Origin of the sequence: Streptomyces cellostaticus (assembly GCF_023630175.1) — a bacterium.
GTDB classification, from domain to species: Bacteria; Actinomycetota; Actinomycetes; order Streptomycetales; family Streptomycetaceae; genus Streptomyces; species Streptomyces cellostaticus_A.
This window is the reverse complement of the sequence record NZ_JALLIN010000039.1, coordinates 36194-57089: the sequence shown is the minus strand read 5'-3', so window position 1 is coordinate 57089 and position 20896 is coordinate 36194. Positions and strand designations below refer to the sequence as shown.

The window sequence follows — 20896 nt, the reverse complement described above, 5'->3', positions numbered from 1 at the left end:
AGTTCTGGAGCGCCACGCGAGCCGTGACCACCACTCCGATCCGGACGGTCAACTCTCACGGGACGCGCCCACGCCCGGGTGACGGCAGGGGTGGATACGAGCCAGTCCCCGCACGCGCCGCACTCCGATCCCCCACGCAGATGCGGGTTCATCACGGGACCCGGCCGTTAGGCTGCGACTCTGCCGCGTGGACAGCGACGCCCGTCGGTCCACGGGTGCCGAGCCGCCGTCGACGGAAGCGAGTTGAACCTTGAACTTCCTTACCATCGGTCACCGCGGGGTCATGGGTGTGGAGCCCGAGAACACCCTTCGTTCCTTCGTCGCCGCGCAACAGGCCGGCCTCGACCTGATCGAACTCGATCTGCACCTGAGCAAGGACGGCGCCCTGGTCGTCATGCACGACGCGGAGGTGGACCGCACGACCGACGGGTCGGGGCCCATCGCCGAGATGACCCTCGCGGAGCTGCGCGCCCTGGACGCGGGCCGCGGGGAGCGCGTCCCGGTCTTCGAGGAGGTCCTGGACGCGGTGCGGACGCCGTTGCAGGCGGAGATCAAGGACGTGGCGGCGGCCCGGGCGCTGGCGGAGGTCATGCACCGGCGGGACCTGGTCTCGCGGGTGGAGGTGTCCTCGTTCCACGACGAGGCCGTCGCCGAGATCGCCCGGCTGGTGCCGGGGGTGCGCACGGCCCTCATCGCCAGCCGCTACGGCACCGACGTGGTGGACCGCGCCAGGGCGGTGGGGGCCGCGACCGTCTGCCTGAACATCCGTCGGCTGAGCCTGGAAGTCGTCGAACAGGCGCGGGCGGCCGATCTGAACATCATCGGCTGGGTGGTCAACACGCAGGACCACCTGCGGCTGGTCCGGGCGCTCGGGCTCGACGGAGCGACCACCGACTACCCGGAGATCAAGCGCACCGGCCGCTTCACCGCGTGATCCGGCGCGCAGGTCCCCGCGTGGCCGTCACACCAGCGGCTTGACCAGCAGCTCGAACCGGAGGTCGTCGCGCTGCGGGATGCCGAACCGCTCGTCGCCGTACGGGAACGGGGTCGTCCTCCCGGTGCGGCGGTAGCCGCGGCGCTCGTACCAGGCGATCAGGTCCTCGCGGACCGAGATCACCGTCATGTGCATCTCGGTGACGCCCCAGGTCGCGCGCGCCTGTCGCTCGGCCTCGGCGATGACGGCCTTGCCGAGGCCCGCGCCCTGGAGGGTCGGGCTGACCGCGAACATGCCGAAGTAGGCGGCGTCGCCACGGTGCTCGAGCTGGCAGCAGGCGACCATCCGGCCGCCCCGCTCGACGGTCAGCAGCCGGCTGTCGGGCGCCTTGATGACCTCCAGCACGCCCTCGGGGTCGGTGCGCTGCCCCTGGAGGATGTCCGCCTCGGTGGTCCACCCGGCCCGGCTGGCGTCGCCCCGGTACGCCGACTCGATCAGCGTGACCAGCGCGTCGACGTCGGCGTCACCGGCGTCACGGAACGTCAGTGCGGTGGCGGCGGTCTCCATGGAGGGTCTCCGATCTCGGGCGCTGCTGCGGCAGGGATGAGGGTAACCCTGCCACTAAGCTCCGGATGCATGGTGCATGTACTCAGCAGCCGGACCCTCCTGCGCCCCACCGACCCCGAACGGTCCCGCGCCTTCTACGGTGAGCGGCTGGGCCTGGCCGTCTACCGCGAGTTCGGCACGGGCCCCGAGCGCGGGACCGTGTACTTCCTCGGCGGCGGATTCCTGGAGGTCTCCGGGCGCTCCGAGACCCCGGCGCCGCCGCACGTGCGGCTGTGGCTCCAGGTGGCGGACGTGGCCGCGGCGCACCAGGAACTGCTGGCCAAGGGCGTCGAGATCGTACGGCCCCCGGTCAAGGAGCCGTGGGGCCTGGTGGAGATGTGGATCGCCGACCCGGACGGCACCCCGATCGTGCTGGTGGAGATCCCCGCGGACCACCCCCTGCGGTACCGGCCCGGCATCTGAACCCGGCGGCCGAGCCCGGAGCTACCCCTTCCCGCCCGCGGTGAGCAGGTGACCGCTGACGCCGAGCAGCGAGGGCACGGACTCGGTCCGCCGCAGCGCGCGCAGGACCAGTTCCCGGTCCCCGGGGTCGTCGAGCCGCCCGGAGACACCGCCCATCAGCCAGGCGGCACCCTCCACGCCGTACTGCCCGTACGCGGTGAGGCCCGCGGCGGTCCCGGCGGCGTACGCGTCGCCGTGCCGGGCGTTGCGCGGGGCGCGGTGTTCGGTGGGGCCGGGGTGGCGAGCAGGGCTGGTCGCGGGTCCGTGATCAGGTGCGCGGGGGGCCGGGCCGGCCCTCCAGACGGCTGAGCAGGTCGCCCAGGAGAGACGCCAGTTCGTCCTGGTTCTCGGGGGCGAGGGCGGACAGCACGGCCGTCTCGTAGGCGAGTTGCTCGGGGAGGATGCCGTCCACGAGGTCCCGGCCCGCGTCGGTCAGGCGGAGGTGGGCGACCCGTCGGTCACGGGTGTCGCCGCGCCGCTCGACCAGTCCGCGCTCGGTGAGCTGCTTGAGCCGCTTGGTGACGGCGGCTCCCGAGGAGAAGGTCTCCCGGGTCAGCTCGCCCGGGGTCAGCTCGTGCCCGGTGCGGCGCAGCGCGCCGAGCAGGTCGAACTCGGGCCGGCTGAGTCCCGCGCGGCGCAGCGGGGCGTCCTCGGCCTGCTGGAGGAGGGCGGCACAGCGGTTGATGCGGCCGATGACCTCCATGGGCCCGGTGTCCAGGTCGGGGTGGACGGCCCGCCACTGCCGGACGACGGAGGCCACCGTGTCGTGCGCGCCGCTCCCGGCGTCCCGCCGTGCCCGCTCGGCGTCGGCACCCGGCCCGGCCGTACCGGCGCCGCCCGGCTCGGTCCCGCCGCCCGGCGCGGGGGTCGCGGCCCCCGAAGGTGCGCCGGTCCGGCTGTCGGGGGCCGGCGGTCGTCCGTTCGTCGGGGTCATGGCCGTGCTTCCTCCGTCGTGGTGGCCGTGTCCTGCGCCGGTGGGGTGAGCCCCTGGCGCCGTACCGTCGCGGCGAGCGTACGGTGTCCGGACCGCTCGGCCGGCACGACCCGCTCCGCGGGCAGGGCGCGCTGCCACCACTCGCCGGACGCCGCGTCGGCCGTGGCGCGCAGGTCGACCAGGGCGGCGGCCAGGGAACGCCGGGCCGAGGCCGGTGACGTCGCAGACCGTCTTCTGCACCGCCGCCATGAGGGCGCCGACGGTGACCAGGACGACCGCGCTGGAGGTGAGCGAGGCCGCGACCAGGGCGAGGGCGAGACCGCCGGCCATGCCGAGCACCACCCGGGCGAGGACGCGGGCCCGGGCGGCGTAGGGCCGGTCGTGGCCGTAGAGCGCGCAGAGCGAGCCGGCCATGGAGTACACCGCCAGATCGAGGCGGCCGAGGGCCAGCAGGATCAGATGGGGCGGAGCGGTGGCGACCACCACGCTGAGCGCGGGCTCGAACCAGATGTCGGAGGGCCGCCCGAGGCGGAGCACGCCGGCGAGGGGAAGTCGGGTCGCACTGCTCACGGCAGCAAATTTAGCATGTGTTTTATTAGTAATACATCTACCTCACTCGCCCGCTCACCTGCTGTGCTCCGGCGAATGCTCCCCGCGTACACCCTTGCGCTCGCGTGCGCGCCGCGGGCACTGGGCATCGCTTCCCTCGACCGACCGTCGAACGGGAGGGGTGCGCGTTGCACGGACCGGGTTCGACGGCCTGGCTGCTGGTCGCGCTGTGCGCGGCCACCGGCGCCTACTGCCTGCTGCGGATGCGCAGCGGCGTCGAGGAGCAGCGCCGGGCCGCGGGCGGCGAGGCGCTGATGGGGTTCGGCATGGCCGCGATGGCCGTGCCCGCGACGGTGTTCACCCCGCCGGGGTGGGCATGGCCGCTGTACGCGGCCGTGTTCGCGGCGGCCGCGCTGCGCGCCCTGTGGGGCGTGCGTTCCGGACCGCACCACCTGCACCACCTGGTCGGGACGGCGGCGATGGTCTACATGTCCCTCGCCATGGCGGTCTCCCCCGCCGAGCACCATGCGCACGCCGGTGCCGGAGTGCCGCCGGTGACGGGCGTGCTGCTGGCCTACTTCACCGGCTACGTGCTGCTGACGGGCGCCCGTCTGGTGCCCTCGGCCGCCCCGGCGGGCGCCCGGGCGGGGGTGCGCTGGGGCGACCGTCCAGAGCTGGCACGGGCGTGCCGGCTGTCGATGGGGATCGGCATGCTGGCCATGCTGCTGGCCATGTGAGCCGCCCGGCGGCCGTGCGGGTGCGGGCGTTGCCTGCGTCACTTCACCGCTGGGGACCGTGCCCGCGCGGCGGTGCGCTCATAGGGTGCTGCCCATGATGGTCCCCGCGGCCCTGTTGCTGCTCGGCGCCCTGACCGCCGCCCTCGGCCCGCGGCTGCTCGCCCGGGCGGACTGGCCGGACCGGGAGCCGGTGGTCGCCCTGTGGGCCTGGCAGTGCGTGGTGGCGGCCGTGCTGCTGAGCTGCGCCCTGTCGATGACGCTCAGCGCGGCCGCGGCCTGGCAGGCGGTACGCGGCCATGTGTTCGGTACGGCTCCGCGCGCGGTGGTGGACGCGTACGCCCTCGGCACGGCCGGCTCCTGGGCGGCGCCGATCGCCGTGGCACTGGCCTGCGGAGGGGTGTGGAGCCTGGCGATGCTGGTGCGACAGGTCCTGCGGGCGCGTTCACGCCGGCGCGCTCGCCGGGACGAACTTCTTGAGCGGGCACCGCTGTTGCCCGGCGAGGAGCCGGACGGGGGCCGGCTGGTGGTGCTCGAGGACGACCGGCCCGACGCCTGGCGGCTGCCCGGCGCGGCACCCCGGCTGGTCGTCACCACGGCCGCCCTGACCCGGCTGAAGGGGCGTCAACTGGACGCTCTCCTCGCCCATGAGCAGGGGCACGCGCAGGCCCGGCACGACTGGCTGCTGCACTGCTCGGCGGCGCTGGCGGAGGGTTTCCCGCGGGTGCCGGTCTTCGCCGCGTTCCGCGACGAGATGCACCGGCTGGTCGAGCTGGCTGCCGACGACACGGCCTCCCGGCGCTTCGGCCGGCTGACGACCGCGCTCGCGCTGGTCGGGCTCAACGAGGACCGGGGCGTGTTCGGGCCCTCCCCGACTCCGCAGGCGCACGTACCGCAGCGCGTGCACCGGCTGCTCACTCCCCCGGACCGCCTCCCGGCCCTGCACCGGCTGCGCCTGACCGCGGTGGCTGCCCTGGTACCGGTGGTCCCGGTCCTGGTGGCCCTCGTTCCGGTCCTGCGGGCACTGGGCTAGCCGGTGCCCGCAGGACCGGCCGTCCCTTGGTGAGCGGGCCGGTGCCCCGGCCACTGGCGACCGGCCACGCCGTCGACGAGGATCGCAGCATGCGCCGCCGGCCGACCGGGACCCCGTCCCGCACACCGCGCCACCGCACGGCACTCCGCGTGGCGGCCGTCCTCGCCGGCTGCTGGGCGCTGCTGCTGACGCCCGTGGCGCTGCGGTGGCGCCCGCTGCTCGTCCTGGACGGCGACGTCTCCGGCGCCACCCACCGCTGGGCGGTGCGCGACCACGGGGTCACCCACGCCTTCCGCGTCCTCACGGACTGGGTCTGGGATCCGCTGACCATGCGCCTGGTGTGCGCCGCGGCGGCCCTGTGGCTCGTGTGGCGCCGCGCGGCCTGGCGGACCGCGTGGTGGCTGGTGGTCTCCGTGGCGCTGGCCGCGGTCCTGCAACAGGGCGTGAAGTCCGCCGTCGGCCGGCCCCGGCCGTCCTGGCCGGACCCCGTCGACCGCGCGCACTACGCGGCCTTCCCCTCCGGCCACGCCATGACGGCCACCGTCGTCTGCGGACTCCTGCTGTGGCTGCTGCACCGCCGGGGCGCCGGCCGGGCCCTGTGGCGGACAGGGGTCGCCCTGGCCGCCGTCTCGGTGGCAGGTGCGGGCGTGACCCGGGTGTGGCTGGGCGTCCACTGGCCCTCGGACGTGCTGGGCGGCTGGCTGCTGGGGGCGTTGGTGGTGGCGGTCGCCGTGGCGGTGTACGAGTGGCCGGGAAGAGGCCGGACGGGCCCGGCGTCCGGGTAGAGTCCGGCGCATGGCAGCCGTGCTCTTCGATTTCTCCGGGACCCTGTTTCGCGTCGAGTCGACCGGGTCCTGGCTGCGGGCCGTGCTGGACGAGGCCGGACTCTCGCTGACCGATCCCGAACTCGCCGACTCCGCGGCCGCGTTGGAGGCGGCGGGTGCGCTGCCGGGCGGCGCGGACCCGGTCGAGGTACCGGAGGAACTGGCCGGGCTGTGGGCCGTCCGGGACCGCAGTGCCGAGCAGCACCGGGCCGCCTACACCGGGTTGTCCCGGCGCGTGCCACTGCCCGGCTCCGGCCTGCACGACGCGCTGTACGAGCGGCACATGTCCCCCGCCGCATGGTCGCCGTACCCGGACACGGCCGAGGTGCTGCGAACGCTGCGCGGACGAGGGATCGGCGTGGGCGTGGTCAGCAACATCGGCTGGGACCTGCGCCCGGTCTTCCGCGAGCACGGCCTCGACGCGTACGTGGACGCCTATGTGCTGTCGTACGAACACGGCGTGCAGAAGCCCGACCCGCGGATCTTCTCGGCTGCCTGCCGGGAACTGGGCGCAGATCCGCGCCAGGTGCTGATGGTCGGGGACAGCAGAGCGGCGGACGGCGGTGCGACCGCGCTGGGCTGCCGCGTGCACTTCGTGGACCATCTGCCGGTGGCGCAGCGGCCGGACGCGCTGCTGCCGGTCCTGGACCTGATCGGCCGGGCTCCCGCGGCCGACGCGGCCGCGAACGGCGGATTCAAGCCGTCCGTCTGAGACGATCCCCCGCGTCGCCCCAGACGGACGGCAGCTCTCGACGGACTCCGCACATGGCGGAGCCCCTGCGTCCGAGTATAGTTGGCTGGCAGCCAGTCAACGCAGGAGTTACAGGATGTCCCCGCGAAGCGCCTCGGTCAATGAAGAGTTGCGGCGGCGCTCCCGGGAGCGACTGCTGCAGGCCGCCGTCGAACTGGTGGACGAGCACGGCTTCGAGGCCACCACGCTGACCGACATCGCGGACCGGGCGGGTTCGGCGCGCGGCCTGGTGTCGTACTACTTCCCCGGCAAACGCCAGCTCGTCCAGTCGGCCGTGCACCGGCTGATGCACCGCACGCTGGAGGAGGCGCTGGAACGGGAGCCGCGGACCGAGGACGGCCGTGAGCGTCTCGCCCGGGCCGTCGACGCGATCCTGGGCCTCGCCCACGACCGACCGGTGCTCATGCGCCAGCACATGGCCGGACTGCTGCAGGCCGAGGGCTTCGTGCAGTGCCCGGAGCAGCGGCGGCTGTCCGAGCTGCTGAGCGACACGGTCGCGCGGTACGGCTCGGCCGACGTGACGGCCGACTACCCGATGCTGCGGGCCACCCTGATGGGCGCGGTCTTCGCGGCCCTGATGCCCGGGGCGCCGATGCCGGTCCCGGCGCTGCGGGCCGAGCTGTTCGAGCGGTACCGGCTCGACTGGGAGCTGGGCACACCGCCGGGCAGCGACACGGACCCCGCGGCGGCCCGGGGCCGGGACCTGTCGCGCTTCTTCGCGACCGGGGAGCGGGCCGAGCGGACGGCGCCCGGGAAGCCGGCCGAGTAGGCGGCACCGGGGGCGGGGCGCCCCGGGCCCGGTCCCGGCAGGGCGCCCCGCGGGCGGCTGCGGCCGTACGCGGGCCACGTGCGGGTCACCCTCGCGGCCCCTGCCGCCCGGGACCGGGCGGTGCCATGCTGGAGCCGTCCGCACACTCTCCTTCTTCGGGGCAAGGAGTAACGCCGTGCTGCGTGTCGCCGTCGTAGGTTCCGGGCCGAGCGGGTGCTACACCGCCCAGAACCTGGTCCAGCTCGATCCCGAGGTCCGCGTGGACGTGCTGGACCGGCTGCCGTGCCCCTACGGCCTGGTGCGGTACGGCGTCGCCCCGGACCACGAGAAGATCAAGTCCCTGCAGGGCAGCCTGCGCGCGGTGCTGGAGCACGACCGGGTGCGCTTCCTCGGCGGGGTCCGGGTGGGCGGGCCGGGCGGGCTGCCCGTGGCGCGGCTTCGGGAGCTGTACGACGCGGTCGTGTACTGCGTGGGCGCCGCCGCCGACCGCCGGCTGGGCATCCCCGGCGAGGAACTGCCGGGGAGCTGGTCGGCGACCGAGTTCGTGTCCTGGTACAGCGCCCATCCGGACGCGGCCGACGCCGGGTTCGTGCGCGGCGTGCGCTCGGCGGTGGTCATCGGAGTGGGCAACGTGGCCGTGGACGTCACGCGGATGCTGGCGCGGGGCCCCGTCGAGCTGCGTCCGACGGACATGCCCCAGGCCGCGCTGGACGCGCTGGCGGCGAGCGGGGTCGCTGAGGTCCACATGGTCGGCCGGCGCGGCCCCTCGCAGGCTCGTTTCACCACCAAGGAGCTGCGCGAACTGGGCGGCCTGCCCGGCACCGAGGTGTCGGTGGACGCGGACGAGCTGGCACGGGACCCCGGGTGCGCCGACCCGGCGGCGCTGCCGGCCGTCCGGCGCCGCAACGTGGAGACACTGCGCGGGTGGGTGACGGACCGGCCCGGCGGCGCCGGCCGCCGGATCCGGCTGCGCTTCTTCCTGCGGCCGGTGGAACTGCTCGCGCGGGACGGCCGGGTGGGTGCGGTGCGCTTCGAACGGACCGCACCGGACGGTCAGGGGGGCGTGGCGGGCACCGGCCGGTTCGAGACCGTGCCGGCCCAGTTGGTGCTGCGGTCGGTCGGCTACCGCGGAGTGCCGCTGGACGGGCTGCCCTTCGACGCGGCGAGCGGCACCGTGCCGCACCGGCAGGGCCGCGTGCTGCGCGAGGGCACGACCTCACCGGGCGAGTACGTCGCCGGATGGATCAAACGCGGTCCGACGGGGGTCATCGGCACCAACCGGCCGTGCGCCAAGGAGACCGTCGCCTCGCTGCTCACCGACGCGCCCGCACTGGCCCGCGGCCGCGGGCCGGACGACCCGCTCCCGGCGCTGCGGGCGGCCGGGGTCGAGCCGGTGCCGTGGGCGGGCTGGCTGGCCATCGAGCGCGCCGAGGCGGAGCTGGGCGCGCGACTGGGGCGGGGTGTGGTCAAACTGGCCGACTGGGACGCCCTGCTGACGGCGGCCCGCATCGCCTAGTGCTGTGACCGGAAGGGTTTGCCGGAAGGCTCGCGGCGTCCGGTGCGGTGCATCGCAAGGCGGAGCATCGTCCGCGTACCGGACGTACTCGGATGATGCGACAACGCGGCGAGGTGCCGTGCCGGGCGTCGCGAGCCGGTGAACCTTTCCGGTCGCAGCACTGGCTAGTGGTGAGGTGCCGGACGCCGAGGGCGGGCAGGAGTGGAGTCAGCGGTCAACCAGCCGTGGACGCGGGGCCTCACCCGTGGATTCCGCGTCGGCGTCGTCGGTGCCGACCGGGCCGCGGGGAAGCATCCAGTCCAGCCACTTCGGCAGCCACCAGTTGGTCCGGCCGAGGAGTGTCATGGTCGCCGGTACCAGCACCATGCGTACGACCGTGGCGTCGATGAAGATCGCGGTGGCCAGGCCGAGCCCGAACATCTTGGTGGAGGGGTCCTCGGCGACGGCGAAGGACAGGAAGACCGCCACCATGATGAGGGCGGCCGAGGTGATGATCCGGGCGGTGCCCGAGACGCCCCGCACGATCGCCGTGTCGTTGTCGCCGGTGCGCAGGTACTCCTCGCGTACGCGGGAGAGGAGGAACACCTCGTAGTCCATCGACAGGCCGAACAGGATGGCGAAGAGGAACATCGGGATGAACGACACGATCGGAACCGTCGCTTCCAGCCCGATGAGCGCGCCTCCCCAGCCCCACTGGAAGACCGCGACCATGATGCCGTAGGCCGCGCCGATGCTCAGCAGATTCAGCAGTACCGCCTTGAGCGGTACGAGTATCGAGCGGAAGACCAGCATCAGCAGCAGGAACGACATCACCAGCACGGCGGCGACGAACACCGGCAGGCGTTGGCTGGTGCGTTGGCCCACATCGGACAGGCTCGCGGCGGCGCCGCCGACGTGGGCCCTGGCCGGGCCGTGCCCGATCGCCGTGGGCAGCACGTCGGTGCGCAGCCGGGCGATGGTGTCGGCCGTGGCCTTGTCCTGAGGGCTGGTGGTCGGGAACACCACGAGGGTCGCGATGCCGGTGGCCCGATCGATGTGCGTCGGCGCGACGGATGCGATGCCCGGATCCGCCGCGACCGTTGCGACGAGTCGGTCCAGCACTCCCGGATCACCCGCGGGGTCCGCGGCGATGACGAGGGGACCGTTGGTGCCCGGGCCGAACCCCTCGGCGACGAGGTCGTAGGCCCGGCGCTCGGTACGACTGTGGGGCAGTGAGCCGTCGTCGGGCAGACCGACGCGCAGGCCGAGCACGGGCAGCGTCGCGGTCAGCAGCAGCCCCGCCGCGCCGACCGCGTACGGCACCGGGTGCCGGCTGACGTGCCCGATCCAGCGGTGCCACCCGGCGGCGTGGGCGGCGCCCGCCGCCGGGTCCCGCCGCCGGCCGAGTCGGCCCGGCTTCCTGGTCTGCAGAGCCCGGCCGATCCGGCCGATCCGGCCGGCCCGGGCCAGGCGTGGGCCGGCGGCGCCGAGGAAGGCCGGCAGCAGCGTCACCGACGCGACCACCATGGTCAGAACGACGATCGAGACGGCGAGCCCGCCCACCGTCATGAACGGCACGTTCGCGACCGCCAGGCCGAGAATCGATACGACGACGGTGCCGCCGGCGAAGACCACCGGCCGCCCCGCCGTGGCCACCGCTCGCCCCGCCGCCTCGCGGGGATCGAGCCCGCGCGCGAGGTACTCCCGGTGCCTGGCGAGCACGAACAGCGCGTAGTCGATGCCCACTCCGAGCCCGACCATGCTGCCCAGGACAGGGGCGAAGGTGGGGACGTCCGTCACCCCCGCCAGTACCGTCATCGTGGCAACCCCGACGGTCAGCCCGAAGACCGCCATGCCGATCGGCAGCGCGGCGGCGACGAGCGAACCGAACGCCAGGAACAGGATCGCGGCCGCTGCGAGGAGGCCGATCAGCTCGCTTGCGCCGCCGTCGGGGTCGGAGAAGACGTAGAAGAGGTTCCCGCCCATCTCGATGCGCAGGGGCAGCTCGGCGCGCAGCCGGTCGCCGAGATCGACGAGGGCGTCGAGGTCTTCGGTCGACAGCCGGCTCTGGTCGGGGTACTGCACCCGGACGACCGCGATCCGCCCGTCGGCCGAGACCAGGCCGCTGCGCACGGTGGTGTCCCGGCCTGCGTCGAGTGCCCCCGCCGGGTCGCTCGCGCCGAGCACGTGCGGCAGCCCCTTCACCTCGGTCTGCAGCCGCGTGAGAGCGGTGCGCGCGCTGCCGTGGTCGAAGAACGTCGCCCCGCTGTCGAGGGGGGTGACGACCACTTGGGCGGTCATCCCGTCCTGGCCGGTGCCTGCCCGTTCGATCAGTTCCGCGGCCCGTTGGGAGTCCAGTCCCGGAGCGGTCATCGAGTCCGCGGTCCGCCCGCCGAAGGCGATCGCGGCGACGACCGCAAGCGCGGCGGCGAGCAGCCACGCCGCGATCACCCGCCACGGATGGCGGGCGGCGCCTGCGCCCAGGCGGAAGAGGGCATTCGTGAGCATCGGGTCCTCCAACCAGCTCGTCGGCCGCCTCCGTACGGCCGCCGATGCCGAGGTTCGTCGCCGCGGCGCTCCGGGACATCGGCTCGCAGGCCGCGGATCCGTCCGCCCGAGGGCGGAGGGAGGTCCCGTCCTTTCGGCCGATGCGCGGCACAGCTCGATCCCTAGGCTGAGAGCCGTGCTGCGAGACGACCTGCGAACCCTGTGGACCGAACCCCGGCCGCCCGGAGCGCCCGGACGGGTGTGGCGGGACTGGGCACTGCTCGCCTCGGGCCTGGGCGGTGTGGTGCTGGAGGCCACGCTGCGCGAGGACGTCGTGTGGCGGCCGGTGGCCGTGGTGTTCGCCGTCTGGCTGTGCGTGCTGCCCATGTGGCGCCGGACGCGCCCGCTGGCGGTGGTCGGGCTGGGGTTCGGCGCGATGATCCTGCTCCAGGTGGCCTCGCTGGCTGCCGCTCCGCGGGAGCCGGTCGGCCTGTACACCGGCCTGGTCGTGCTCGTGCTGGTGTACGCGCTGCCCCGGTGGGGATCGGGACCCGAGATCGTGCTGGGCGGCGCGGTGGTCCTCGCGGCCAGCGCGCTGTGTTCCGTCACGGACGGGACCCCGGTCGTCGAGAACGTCGTGGGCTTCGTCTTCCTGCTGCTGCCCGGCGCGGTCGGGGCTGCCGTGCGGTTCCGGGTGACCGCTCGCGAGCGGCAGTTGGAGCAGGTGCGCTCCCGCGAGCGCGAGCAGCTCGCCCGGGAACTGCACGACACGGTGGCCCACCACGTGTCGGCCATGGTGATCATCGCCCAGGCGGGCCGGGTGCTCGCGGGCCCCGACCCGTCCGCCGCCGTCGAGGCGCTGGAGGGGGTCGAGGAGGAAGGGGCGCGCACGCTGGAGGAAATGCGCGCCATGGTCGCAGCGCTGCGCGACCGCGGGGTCGGCGCCGAGCTGGCGCCCCCGGCCGGAGTCGCGGATCTCGAGCGCCTGGTGCGCACCCCGGGTGGTCGCCTCAGGGTCGACTTGGGGCTCGACGGTGAACTGGACGCGCTGCCCCCGGCCGTGGACGCGGCCGTCTACCGGATCGTGCAGGAGTCGGTGACCAACGCGCTGCGCCATGCGGTCGACGCGACCGAGCTCGTCGTTCGGGTCGCCGCGGAACGGCACTCGGTACGGGTGAGCGTGCGCGACAACGGCCGGCGCACCGGCCGGGGTCGCGACGGATACGGACTTACCGGACTGCGCGAGCGCGCGACTCTGCTCGGCGGCACACTACGAGCCGGCCCGGGTACCGACCGGGGCTGGCATGTCGAAGCCGAACTGCCGAGAGCGAGGAGCGAGAGCGGTGTCCATTCGCGTCCTCGTCGCTGACGACCAGACGATCATCCGCACCGGGTTGCGGATCATGCTGAACGCCCAGCTCGGCATCGAGGTGGTCGGCGAGGCCGCCGACGGGCGGGAAGCGGTACATCTGGCCCGCGAACTACGCCCCGAAGTCTGCCTGTTCGACATCCGCATGCCCGTGCTCGACGGGCTCGAGGCCACCCGGCTGCTCGCCGGCCCAGGCGTCGCCGACCCGCTGGCCGTGGTCGTCATCACCACGTTCGACCTCGACGAGTACGTCTACGGCGCGCTGCGTGCCGGCGCCCGCGGATTCCTCCTCAAGGACACGGGAGCGGACCTTCTGGCGCAGGCCGTACGGTCGGCGTCCGGTGGTGAGGCGCTCATTGCGCCCAGCGTCACCGTCCGTCTGCTCCAGGCATTCGCGGACCTGCCCGCCAGCCGGCCCGTGGCCCAGCCGGTCTCCCCCGTCACCGCCCGCGAGGAGCAGGTGCTCCTCGCCGTCGCTCGCGGGCTGACCAACACCGAGATCGCCGATGCACTGCACATCAGCCTCAGCACGGTGAAGACGCATCTGGCCAGCCTGATGGCCAAACTCGGCGCCCGCAACCGGGTCGAGATCGCGATGTGGGCCTACGAAACGCGCCGTATCCTCCCCGGAACCTGAGCCGGGTGCCGGGCCATGTCCCATGAGTCCCCGCCCGCACATCAGCGCACCGGTCGGCCCAGGTCGGCTCCATGTGCCTCACCCGCCCCAGAGCGTGACGTACCAGGAGGCCGGAACCGGGACGGTGAGACACCCGGTACGACAAGACTCCCGACAGCTACCGCGCCAGTCTCCACCTGCACGCCTCGGTGATCTGGCTCAAAGACCTCGCCAGGACCACCCGATGATCACGACTCGACACGCGCCCTGGCGGCTCCGGCGGCGCCCGGGTGGGCGGTACACCCGGGGTGCCGTCGACGGACGGCTCGGGCGCCGACGGCACCCGCCGCCACGCGCCCCTCCCGCACGCGTCCCCCGGACATCACCCACGGGTGAGCGCCGCCCGCGCGGCGCGAGGCCGCCGTCCCACCGGGGCGGCGGCCGCCCCGGTGGAGACCTGGAGCTATCGCGGGCGGCCCCGCGGCCCCAGCGAGGCGGACAGTTCTCCCTGGTAGTCCGCGTAGGCGGTGCGCAGGGCCTCCCCCGGCCAGTCGGCGGGCAGCAGGCCGGCCGGCAGGACGGGGTCGGTGAGCAGGTGGCGCACGGCGGCCGCGAAGGCGGTGAGGCGGTCGGCCGGCCGGCGGGCCGCGGCCGCGTGGGCGAGCAGCGTGCGCGCGGTGGCGGCCCACTCGCCCAGGGGCCACAGCCGGGCGGCCAGGTCGTGCGGGTCGCCGTCGGGCCGCGCGGTGTACGAGAGGGCCACGCGCATGGGACCGGCGGGCAGCGGCCGGTCGAGGTTGGCCGGGCGCAGCCACACGCCCTCGCGGAGTTCGGCCAGGCGCAGGGCGGTCAGGCGGGCGCGCAGTTCGGCCCGTTCGGCGGGACCGCGGCCCGTCGCCGTGATCACCAGCATCTCCCAGTCGCCGTGCCACGCGCGCGTGCGGGGGCGCAGCGCCTCGTCCTGGCGGCGCTGACGGGCCAGCAGGCGGTCGCTGAGCCGGTAGACGGCGTCCGTGCGCCGGAGGTCGCCCGCCGCCACCATGCGGCTGAGCGCGGCGCGCAGGGTCGAGCCGCCCACACCGAAGGGTTCCACCAGCCCGACCAGGTCCTTCACCGGCAGCTCGGGCGGGTGCGCGCCCAGGAGGAGGCTCAGCACGACCGACCGCGCGGACAGCGGCCGCAACGCGGCCCCGCCCGGCTCGGCTGACACGTTCATGCGCATGGGCACACACTGTACGGAGACTTCTTGTTGCATCATTGCTACAGCCGCACGGAGAGTGCAACATGACCTCATGGACTCGACACCCGCGCAGCCGCAGTCGCAGTACGCCACCCACGACGTCACCAACCAGGCCCCGCCCCTGACCCCGTACGACGCCTCGGAGGACCGGGCCCTGCTGGAGGGCCTGCGCCGGGAGGGCGCCGGCTGGGCCGAGGACGGGCTGCGGCGGCTGGGGCGCCGCGCGGGCGGCGTGGAGGCCCAGGAGTGGGGCGAGCTCGCCAATCTGCACGAGCCGGTGCTGCGCACCCACGACCGCTACGGCCACCGGATCGACGAGGTGGACTTCCACCCGAGCTGGCACCACCTGATGCGGACCGCGGTCGCCGAGGGCCTGGCCGGCGCCCCCTGGGGGGACGACCGCGCGGGCGCCCACGTGGCGCGCACGGCGGGCGGCCTGGTGTGGGGGCACACGGAGGCCGGACACGGCTGCCCGACCTCGATGACGTACGCGGCCGTGCCCGCGCTGCGCGCCCAGCCCGACCTCGCCAAGGTCTACGAGCCGCTGCTGACCAGCCGCGCGTACGAGCCCGGACTCCGTGTCCCGGCCGACAAACCCGGGCTGCTCGCCGGGATGGGCATGACCGAGAAGCAGGGCGGATCCGACGTCCGCACCAACACCACCGTCGCGACGCCCACCGGGGAGGCGGGCGTCTACACGCTGCGCGGGCACAAGTGGTTCACCTCGGCGCCCATGTGCGACGTCTTCCTGGTGCTCGCGCAGGCTCCCGGCGGCCTGTCGTGCTTCCTGGTGCCGCGCGTACTGCCCGACGGCAGCCGGAACACCTTCCGCATCCAGCGGCTCAAGGACAAGCTCGGCAACCGGTCCAACGCGTCCTCCGAACCGGAGTTCGACCGGACGGTCGCCTGGCTGGTCGGACCCGAGGGCCGGGGTGTGAAGACGATCATCGAGATGGTCAACTGCACCCGGCTGGACTGCGTGATGTCCTCGGCGACCCTGATGCGCAGGACGCTGGTCGAGGCGGGCCACCACGCGCGCCACCGCAGCGCGTTCGGCGCCCGGCTGATCGACCAGCCGCTGATGCGCAACGTGCTCGCCGACCTCGCGCTGGAGTCGGAGGCGGCGACCACGCTCACCCTGCGGCTGGCCGGCGCCGCGGACCGCGCGGTGCGCGGGGACGCCGGAGAGCGGGCCTTCCGGCGCATCGCCACCGCCGTGGGCAAGTACTGGGTCACCAAGCGGGGCCCGGCGTTCACCGCCGAAGCCCTGGAATGCCTGGGCGGAAACGGGTACGTCGAGGAGTCCGGGATGCCCCGGCACTACCGGGAGGCCCCGCTGCTGTCCATCTGGGAGGGCTCGGGCAACGTCAACGCGCTCGACGTGCTGCGCGCCCTGGGACGGGAACCGGACACCGCCGAGGCCCTGTTCGGCGAACTCGCCCTGGCGCGCGGGGCCGACGCCCGGCTCGACGCCGCCGTGGCCGGGCTCCGGGCGCAGTTGGCCGAAACCGACCAGGTGGGCGCCCGGCGGCTGGTCGAGCGGATGGCGCTCGCGCTGCAGGCGTCGCTGCTGGTCCGGCACGCCCCGCACCCCGTGGCGGACGCCTTCTGCGCGACCCGGCTGGGCGGCGACTGGGGGCACTCGTTCGGCACGCTGCCCGCCGGGACCGGCCTGGACGCGATCCTGGAGCGGGCGCTGCCCGACGCGGGCTGACACCCTCCCGGACAGGGGGTGGCGGCCCGACGCGCCGTGGCCGGTGACAGCCGACGATTCGCACACAGTCAGCGCACGCTCGCGCTTCGTTGTCGGTGCCGTGGTGCAGACTCGCGATCAGGTGCCACTCGTCTGGGGGAGGGGATCGTGTTCACCGGGATCGACGAGGTCGACTGGGCGTCGCTGCGGCACGCGTACGGCAGCGCCCGGGACGTGCCCGGATGGCTGCGCGGACTGGCGTCCGCGGACGCGGCCGAACGGCAGACCGCGCTGGACGGCATGTACGGCACGGTGCACCACGAGGGGAACGTGTACGACTCGACCCTCGCCTGCGTTCCCTTCCTGTTCTCGCTCGCTGCCCGCGAGGCGGTGCCGGAGCGGGGCTGCATCGTGGAACTGCTGGTCAGCATCGGGGCGGAGAGCGGGGACGCCCACGCGCGCGAGGCGGTCCGCGCGGACGGCGAGGTGTTCGTGTCACTGCTCGGGGACCCGGACCCGGGGGTCCGGCGGGCGGCGGCCGGCGCGGTCGTCCGGTTCGTGGACGATCCGGCGCGTGTGCTGGGCCTCCTGCGGCAGCGGATCCCGGTCGAGCGGGACGGCCGGGTGCTGCTCGCCCTCACCGAGGCCGTCGGTGTGTTCGTGCGCCGCTATCCGGCCCCGGCCGCCGCGGTGGACCTGCTGGCCGCGCAGAGCGCCCCGCCGCACGACCCCGGGCTGCGGCTCGCGGCCCTCGGTCAGCTCGCGCTCGGTGTCCCCGGGGAACTCCCCGCCGACCTGGTACCGACGGCCGTCCGGCTGCTGCGGGAGCGGTCCGCCCGTCGCGCCCGCCTCCCGGACCGCGTCCCGGAGCGCGACGCGGGCGACACGCTGGTGGGCCGATTACGGCGGCTGCGCCCCTCGGACGAGGAGGGCGCCCGTCTGCTGCGCACGCTGCACACCGCGCTCGGCGACCGGACCGGTGACCGGATCACCCTGCTGACGGGGCAGTTGACCAGTCCCGACCCGGTCGACCGGGGCAATGCCGTATGGATGGCGGCGGTGCTGTTCCGCGGCTGGCGGGCCGGCTTCGCCGGGCCGGTGGCCCTGGTGGGCAGTCAACTGGGCACGGAGGAGGAGTGGTTGCGGGAAGCGGCGGTCTCCGTCCTTTCGGAGCTGTTCGGCCTGGCCGCTCCCGCTGCGGACGACCTGCACGCTCTGGTGATCTCCCGGCCCGATCTGTGGACCCATCGCTGGGAGCGCGGCTCACCCACCGTGGGCGGCGCCCTCAAGGCCCTTGCCCGCAGCGGCGACCGGCGGGCCGTCCCGGTACTGGCCCAGGTGCTGGCCGGCCCGGTGGTGCCCGGCGGCCTGGGGGACGAGATCGCGCACCTGGGCCCGGCCGCCGCTCCCCTGGCCGCCACGCTGCGGCACCGGCTGGGGCGGATTCCGCTGGACTCGCCGGCCGCGGACGCGCGGGCGGCGCACCTGCTGACGGCGCTCACGGCCATCGGGGACGTGGACGCGGTGCCGGAGGTGCTGCGGCTGCTCACCGGTGCCCCGGGCGGACTCGGGGCGCGGGACAGGGTCGCCGGCCAGGCCGCCGGGGCCCTGGACGCCCTCGGCGCCGCGGGCCGGGCGGCACCGGTCCTGCGCACACTGCTGCACACCCGGCACGCGGCCGCGGCGGCGGGCGCCCTCTGGTCGGCCGACGGCGACGCCCCCGCCGTGCTTCCGGTGCTGGTACGGGAGCTGGCGCAGGGCGAGCCGGGCGCCCGTCGCCTGGCCGCGCGGCAGTTGGCCAGGATGGGCCCGGCGGCCCGCGCGGCCCTCCCGGAGCTCCGCCGGGCGGCGGCGTCGGGCCAGGCCGGGCAGCGGACCCTCGCCGCGTGCGCGCTGTGGCACGTCGGCGGGGACCCGGAACCGGTACTGCCGGTGTTCCGGGCCGCGTGGTCGGACAGTCCCGGCACCCGGGGCCCGATCGCGCGGTGCCTCGCCGCGATGGGCCCGGCGGGCGCGGCGCTGCGGGACCTCGTGAACGCGGAGCTGGCCGCCCCGCGGCGGCACACGGCGCGCGCGGGAGGACAGGGCGGCCATGCGATCCCTGAGGACGAGGCGCTGCTCAGGACACTCAGGACCTGCCAGGAGGTGCCGGCCGGTCCGGCCGCGTCGTCGTGAGTCCCGGGCGGACCGCAGGGGAGCCCGACGGCCGGTGAGGCACCGCCGCCGGTGAAACGCCCGGGAACCCCGTGAGCCACCGCGGCCCGCGGGACGCCGGGAACCCGCAGGCGGGGCCGGGGCGTGCTCCACGCGCCGCGCGGACGCTCCTGGCCCGGTCCCCGCGCGACCCGGTGCTTCACCACGTCATTCGGCCCCACTGCGGCCCCAGCCGGGCCCATTCCGCGTCCCAGTCGTCCATGCGGCGGCGTTCCAGCCGGCCGCGGAGGGCCAGCCCGCCGGCGAAGGGGACGGCGGCGGCGCTCAGACCGACCAGGCCGCCCATCAGAACGGCGCGGAAGGTGGCCTCCGACGCGGTGGCGGGGCGGCTGACGAGGCGACCGTGCGGGTCGGTCCACACGGTGACCGGGCTGCCCGCCGGGCTGCCCGGCGCGACCCGGGCCTGGCCGGTGTGCGCCGAGCCGTCGGCGGCGGTCCAGCGCACCTGTGCCCAGACCCGCTCGCCGCCGGAGGACTCGGCGGCGGATCGCCCGGGGGCCCGCGCGACGGCCCGGGCCACGGCGGGCCGCCAGGCGGCGCGCTCCCGGGCCAGTCCGTGCTCCACGGACCTGGCGGCGGCGAGACCGGCCGCCACCCCCGTCAGGAGGGTCAGCAGCCAGGCGGCGAGCACCACCCAGGCCTCCAGCACGTCGACCCGGCGCCGCAGCGGATTGCGCCGCCAGCGCCACAGCCACACCTTGGGACCACGGAACGCCTTCAAAGGCATCCTCCTCACGAGCGCACCGACAGGCCGGACCGCACTCCCATACGGGTGCGGCCGCCCCGTTGCTCACGACGAACCGTCTCCCCGACGGTCGCACGAGAGCCCCCTTCCGCGCAGGCGCATGGCGCAAAGCATCGGCACCCTTCGGCGACAGAGGCCGGCCTCACCGCCGTGACCTGCGGTGACGCGACTTGCAGGGGTGACTGTCAGTGGTGGGGTGCAGACTGGCCGGTATCTGACGACTACCTGGACGACGATGTCCCGGAGGTGACCGGCATGACCGAGGTCCTGCTCGCCGTGGGTACCCGAAAGGGCCTGTTCATCGGGCGGAGGCGAGGTGGCGGCTGGGAGTTCGACGACACTCCCTACTTCAACGCGCAGGCGGTCTACTCGGTCGCCATCGACACCCGGGGAGACCGGCCCCGGCTGCTGGCGGGCGGCGACAGCGCGCACTGGGGGCCGTCGGTGTTCCACTCCGACGACCTGGGCCGCACCTGGACCGAACCGGCCCGGCCCGCCGTCAAGTTCCCCCAGGACACCGGCGCCTCACTGGAGCGGGTCTGGCAGCTCCACCCGGCCGCCGCGGAGCCCGGGGTGGTGTACGCGGGGACGGAACCGGCCGCGCTGTACCGCTCGGAGGACGGCGGGGAGAGCTTCGAGCTGGTGCGCCCGCTGTGGGAGCACCCGACCCGTTCCCGCTGGGTGCCGGGCGGTGGCGGCGAGGGTCTGCACACCGTGCTCACCGACGCACGCGATCCGCGGGCGGTGACCGTGGCCGTGTCCACCGCCGGGGTGTTCCGCACCCGGGACGGCGGGGCGAGCTGGGCGCCGTCCAACTCGGGGGTCTCCGCGGTGTTCCTGCCGGATCCCGACCCGGAGTTCGGCCAGTGCGTGCACAAGGTCGCGCGCGACGCGGCCGACCCGGACCGGCTGTACCTGCAGAACCACTGGGGCGTGTACCGCAGCGACGACGCGGGCGGGAAGTGGACCGACATCGGCGCCGGACTGCCGTCGACGTTCGGCTTCGCGGTGGCCGCGCATCCGCACCGGGGCGGGACGGCGTACGTCTTCCCGATCAACGCCGACGCCGACCGAGTGCCCGCCGAGCGGCGCTGCCGGGTGTTCCGTACCACCGACGCCGGCGGAAGCTGGGAGCCGCTGTCGAAGGGACTGCCGTCCGACGACCACTACGGGACCGTGCTGCGGGACGCGCTCTGCACGGACGACGCCGATCCGGCCGGAATCTATTTCGGCAACCGCAACGGCGAGGTGTTCGCCTCGGCCGACGACGGCGACACCTGGCGGCAACTGGCCTCCCACCTGCCGGACGTGCTGTGCGTACGCGCCGCCGTGATCGGCTGACCCGGGCCACTCCACAGGAAGGGTGAGGACGGCCGGCGGTCGCTCCGGCGGGGTGGTGCCCCCCGCCGGACCCGGTCGCCGCCCGCCCACCGACCGGTCG

19 protein-coding genes and 1 pseudogene are annotated in these 20896 nt (G+C 74.8%); 13 read left to right on the top strand and 7 right to left on the bottom strand.

Going from position 1 to position 20896, the window contains the following annotated elements:
* Positions 1 to 250 precede the first annotated feature (250 nt).
* A complete protein-coding gene (locus MXD57_RS23360) occupies positions 251 to 934 on the top strand; it encodes a glycerophosphodiester phosphodiesterase (RefSeq protein WP_250403720.1) in 684 nt (227 codons plus the stop codon).
* A gap of 27 nt (positions 935 to 961) precedes the next feature.
* Here MXD57_RS23360 and MXD57_RS23355 read toward each other — a convergent pair whose 3' ends face one another.
* Entirely contained in the window at positions 962 to 1501 is a 540-nt protein-coding gene (locus MXD57_RS23355) for a GNAT family N-acetyltransferase (protein WP_250403719.1), read from the bottom strand.
* Between the two features lie 69 nt (positions 1502 to 1570).
* Between MXD57_RS23355 and MXD57_RS23350 the strand changes: the two genes are divergently transcribed.
* Positions 1571 to 1963 carry a VOC family protein gene (locus tag MXD57_RS23350; RefSeq protein ID WP_250403718.1) on the top strand — a complete coding sequence of 131 codons (393 nt, stop codon included), beginning with the start codon at positions 1571 to 1573 and terminating at the stop codon, positions 1961 to 1963.
* A gap of 21 nt (positions 1964 to 1984) precedes the next feature.
* Here the strand turns inward: MXD57_RS23350 and MXD57_RS23345 are convergent, their stop codons facing one another.
* From MXD57_RS23345 to MXD57_RS23335, 3 genes and pseudogenes are all read right to left on the bottom strand, one after another.
* Entirely contained in the window at positions 1985 to 2140 is a 156-nt protein-coding gene (locus MXD57_RS23345; RefSeq protein WP_308290894.1) for a hypothetical protein, read from the bottom strand.
* 130 nt (positions 2141 to 2270) lie between these two features.
* Positions 2271 to 2936, bottom strand: coding sequence for a MarR family winged helix-turn-helix transcriptional regulator (locus MXD57_RS23340; RefSeq protein ID WP_250403735.1), 666 nt, complete (start codon positions 2934 to 2936; stop codon positions 2271 to 2273).
* Positions 2937 to 3137: 201 nt separating this feature from the next.
* Positions 3138 to 3473 (bottom strand): annotated as a pseudogene (locus tag MXD57_RS23335) (FUSC family protein); the annotation flags it as partial.
* Between the two features lie 200 nt (positions 3474 to 3673).
* Here MXD57_RS23335 and MXD57_RS23330 point away from each other — a divergent pair.
* From MXD57_RS23330 to MXD57_RS23305, 6 genes are all read left to right on the top strand, one after another.
* Positions 3674 to 4222 carry a DUF5134 domain-containing protein gene (locus MXD57_RS23330; RefSeq protein ID WP_250403717.1) on the top strand — a complete coding sequence of 183 codons (549 nt, stop codon included), beginning with the start codon at positions 3674 to 3676 and terminating at the stop codon, positions 4220 to 4222.
* Between the two features lie 94 nt (positions 4223 to 4316).
* Positions 4317 to 5252, top strand: a complete 936-nt coding sequence (locus MXD57_RS23325; protein WP_250403716.1) for a M56 family metallopeptidase — start codon at positions 4317 to 4319, stop codon at positions 5250 to 5252.
* Between the two features lie 89 nt (positions 5253 to 5341).
* Positions 5342 to 6037: a phosphatase PAP2 family protein gene (locus tag MXD57_RS23320; RefSeq protein ID WP_250403715.1), complete on the top strand. Its 696-nt coding sequence runs from the start codon at positions 5342 to 5344 to the stop codon at positions 6035 to 6037.
* 10 nt (positions 6038 to 6047) lie between these two features.
* Positions 6048 to 6788, top strand: a complete 741-nt coding sequence (locus MXD57_RS23315) for an HAD family hydrolase (RefSeq protein WP_250403714.1) — start codon at positions 6048 to 6050, stop codon at positions 6786 to 6788.
* A gap of 115 nt (positions 6789 to 6903) precedes the next feature.
* A complete protein-coding gene (locus tag MXD57_RS23310) occupies positions 6904 to 7596 on the top strand; it encodes a TetR/AcrR family transcriptional regulator (protein ID WP_250403713.1) in 693 nt (230 codons plus the stop codon).
* 175 nt (positions 7597 to 7771) lie between these two features.
* On the top strand, positions 7772 to 9112 hold the full coding sequence (locus MXD57_RS23305) for an FAD-dependent oxidoreductase (protein WP_250403712.1): 1341 nt from the start codon (positions 7772 to 7774) through the stop codon (positions 9110 to 9112).
* Between the two features lie 207 nt (positions 9113 to 9319).
* Here MXD57_RS23305 and MXD57_RS23300 read toward each other — a convergent pair whose 3' ends face one another.
* Complete coding sequence (locus MXD57_RS23300) at positions 9320 to 11599, bottom strand: MMPL family transporter (protein WP_250403711.1); 2280 nt, start codon at positions 11597 to 11599, stop codon at positions 9320 to 9322.
* Between the two features lie 175 nt (positions 11600 to 11774).
* Between MXD57_RS23300 and MXD57_RS23295 the strand changes: the two genes are divergently transcribed.
* Together MXD57_RS23295 and MXD57_RS23290 are read left to right on the top strand one after the other, a co-directional pair.
* Positions 11775 to 12947 (top strand): sensor histidine kinase, encoded by a 1173-nt coding sequence (locus MXD57_RS23295; RefSeq protein ID WP_250403710.1) that lies wholly within the window; start codon positions 11775 to 11777, stop codon positions 12945 to 12947.
* On the top strand, positions 12922 to 13584 hold the full coding sequence (locus MXD57_RS23290; RefSeq protein WP_250403709.1) for a response regulator: 663 nt from the start codon (positions 12922 to 12924) through the stop codon (positions 13582 to 13584). The genes MXD57_RS23295 and MXD57_RS23290 overlap by 26 nt, the downstream gene beginning before the upstream one ends.
* Before the next feature lie 442 nt (positions 13585 to 14026).
* Here MXD57_RS23290 and MXD57_RS23285 read toward each other — a convergent pair whose 3' ends face one another.
* Positions 14027 to 14785, bottom strand: a complete 759-nt coding sequence (locus MXD57_RS23285) for a PaaX family transcriptional regulator C-terminal domain-containing protein (RefSeq protein ID WP_250403708.1) — start codon at positions 14783 to 14785, stop codon at positions 14027 to 14029.
* Between the two features lie 70 nt (positions 14786 to 14855).
* Here MXD57_RS23285 and MXD57_RS23280 point away from each other — a divergent pair, with 70 nt between their 5' ends.
* Both MXD57_RS23280 and MXD57_RS23275 read left to right on the top strand, forming a co-directional pair.
* The gene (locus MXD57_RS23280; RefSeq protein WP_250403707.1) at positions 14856 to 16517 is read left to right on the top strand and encodes a DNA alkylation response protein; all 1662 of its coding nucleotides are present in this window, start codon (positions 14856 to 14858) and stop codon (positions 16515 to 16517) included.
* A 147-nt stretch (positions 16518 to 16664) separates the two neighbouring features.
* Positions 16665 to 18671: a HEAT repeat domain-containing protein gene (locus MXD57_RS23275; protein WP_250403706.1), complete on the top strand. Its 2007-nt coding sequence runs from the start codon at positions 16665 to 16667 to the stop codon at positions 18669 to 18671.
* 178 nt (positions 18672 to 18849) lie between these two features.
* Here the strand turns inward: MXD57_RS23275 and MXD57_RS23270 are convergent, their stop codons facing one another.
* Positions 18850 to 19437, bottom strand: a complete 588-nt coding sequence (locus tag MXD57_RS23270; RefSeq protein WP_250403705.1) for an Rv1733c family protein — start codon at positions 19435 to 19437, stop codon at positions 18850 to 18852.
* A gap of 273 nt (positions 19438 to 19710) precedes the next feature.
* Between MXD57_RS23270 and MXD57_RS23265 the strand changes: the two genes are divergently transcribed.
* The gene (locus tag MXD57_RS23265) at positions 19711 to 20796 is read left to right on the top strand and encodes a WD40/YVTN/BNR-like repeat-containing protein (RefSeq protein WP_250403704.1); all 1086 of its coding nucleotides are present in this window, start codon (positions 19711 to 19713) and stop codon (positions 20794 to 20796) included.
* Positions 20797 to 20896: the final 100 nt, after the last annotated feature.

Coding starts and splice junctions, on each gene's coding strand:
- MXD57_RS23355 (WP_250403719.1), bottom strand. CDS start 1,501: ATGGAGACCGCCGCCACCGCACTGACGTTCCGTGACGCCGGTGACGCC.
- MXD57_RS23350 (WP_250403718.1), top strand. CDS start 1,571: ATGGTGCATGTACTCAGCAGCCGGACCCTCCTGCGCCCCACCGACCCC.
- MXD57_RS23340 (WP_250403735.1), bottom strand. CDS start 2,936: ATGACCCCGACGAACGGACGACCGCCGGCCCCCGACAGCCGGACCGGC.
- MXD57_RS23325 (WP_250403716.1), top strand. CDS start 4,317: ATGATGGTCCCCGCGGCCCTGTTGCTGCTCGGCGCCCTGACCGCCGCC.
- MXD57_RS23320 (WP_250403715.1), top strand. CDS start 5,342: ATGCGCCGCCGGCCGACCGGGACCCCGTCCCGCACACCGCGCCACCGC.
- MXD57_RS23315 (WP_250403714.1), top strand. CDS start 6,048: ATGGCAGCCGTGCTCTTCGATTTCTCCGGGACCCTGTTTCGCGTCGAG.
- MXD57_RS23310 (WP_250403713.1), top strand. CDS start 6,904: ATGTCCCCGCGAAGCGCCTCGGTCAATGAAGAGTTGCGGCGGCGCTCC.
- MXD57_RS23300 (WP_250403711.1), bottom strand. CDS start 11,599: ATGCTCACGAATGCCCTCTTCCGCCTGGGCGCAGGCGCCGCCCGCCAT.
- MXD57_RS23285 (WP_250403708.1), bottom strand. CDS start 14,785: ATGCGCATGAACGTGTCAGCCGAGCCGGGCGGGGCCGCGTTGCGGCCG.
- MXD57_RS23280 (WP_250403707.1), top strand. CDS start 14,856: ATGGACTCGACACCCGCGCAGCCGCAGTCGCAGTACGCCACCCACGAC.
- MXD57_RS23270 (WP_250403705.1), bottom strand. CDS start 19,437: ATGCCTTTGAAGGCGTTCCGTGGTCCCAAGGTGTGGCTGTGGCGCTGG.
- MXD57_RS23265 (WP_250403704.1), top strand. CDS start 19,711: ATGACCGAGGTCCTGCTCGCCGTGGGTACCCGAAAGGGCCTGTTCATC.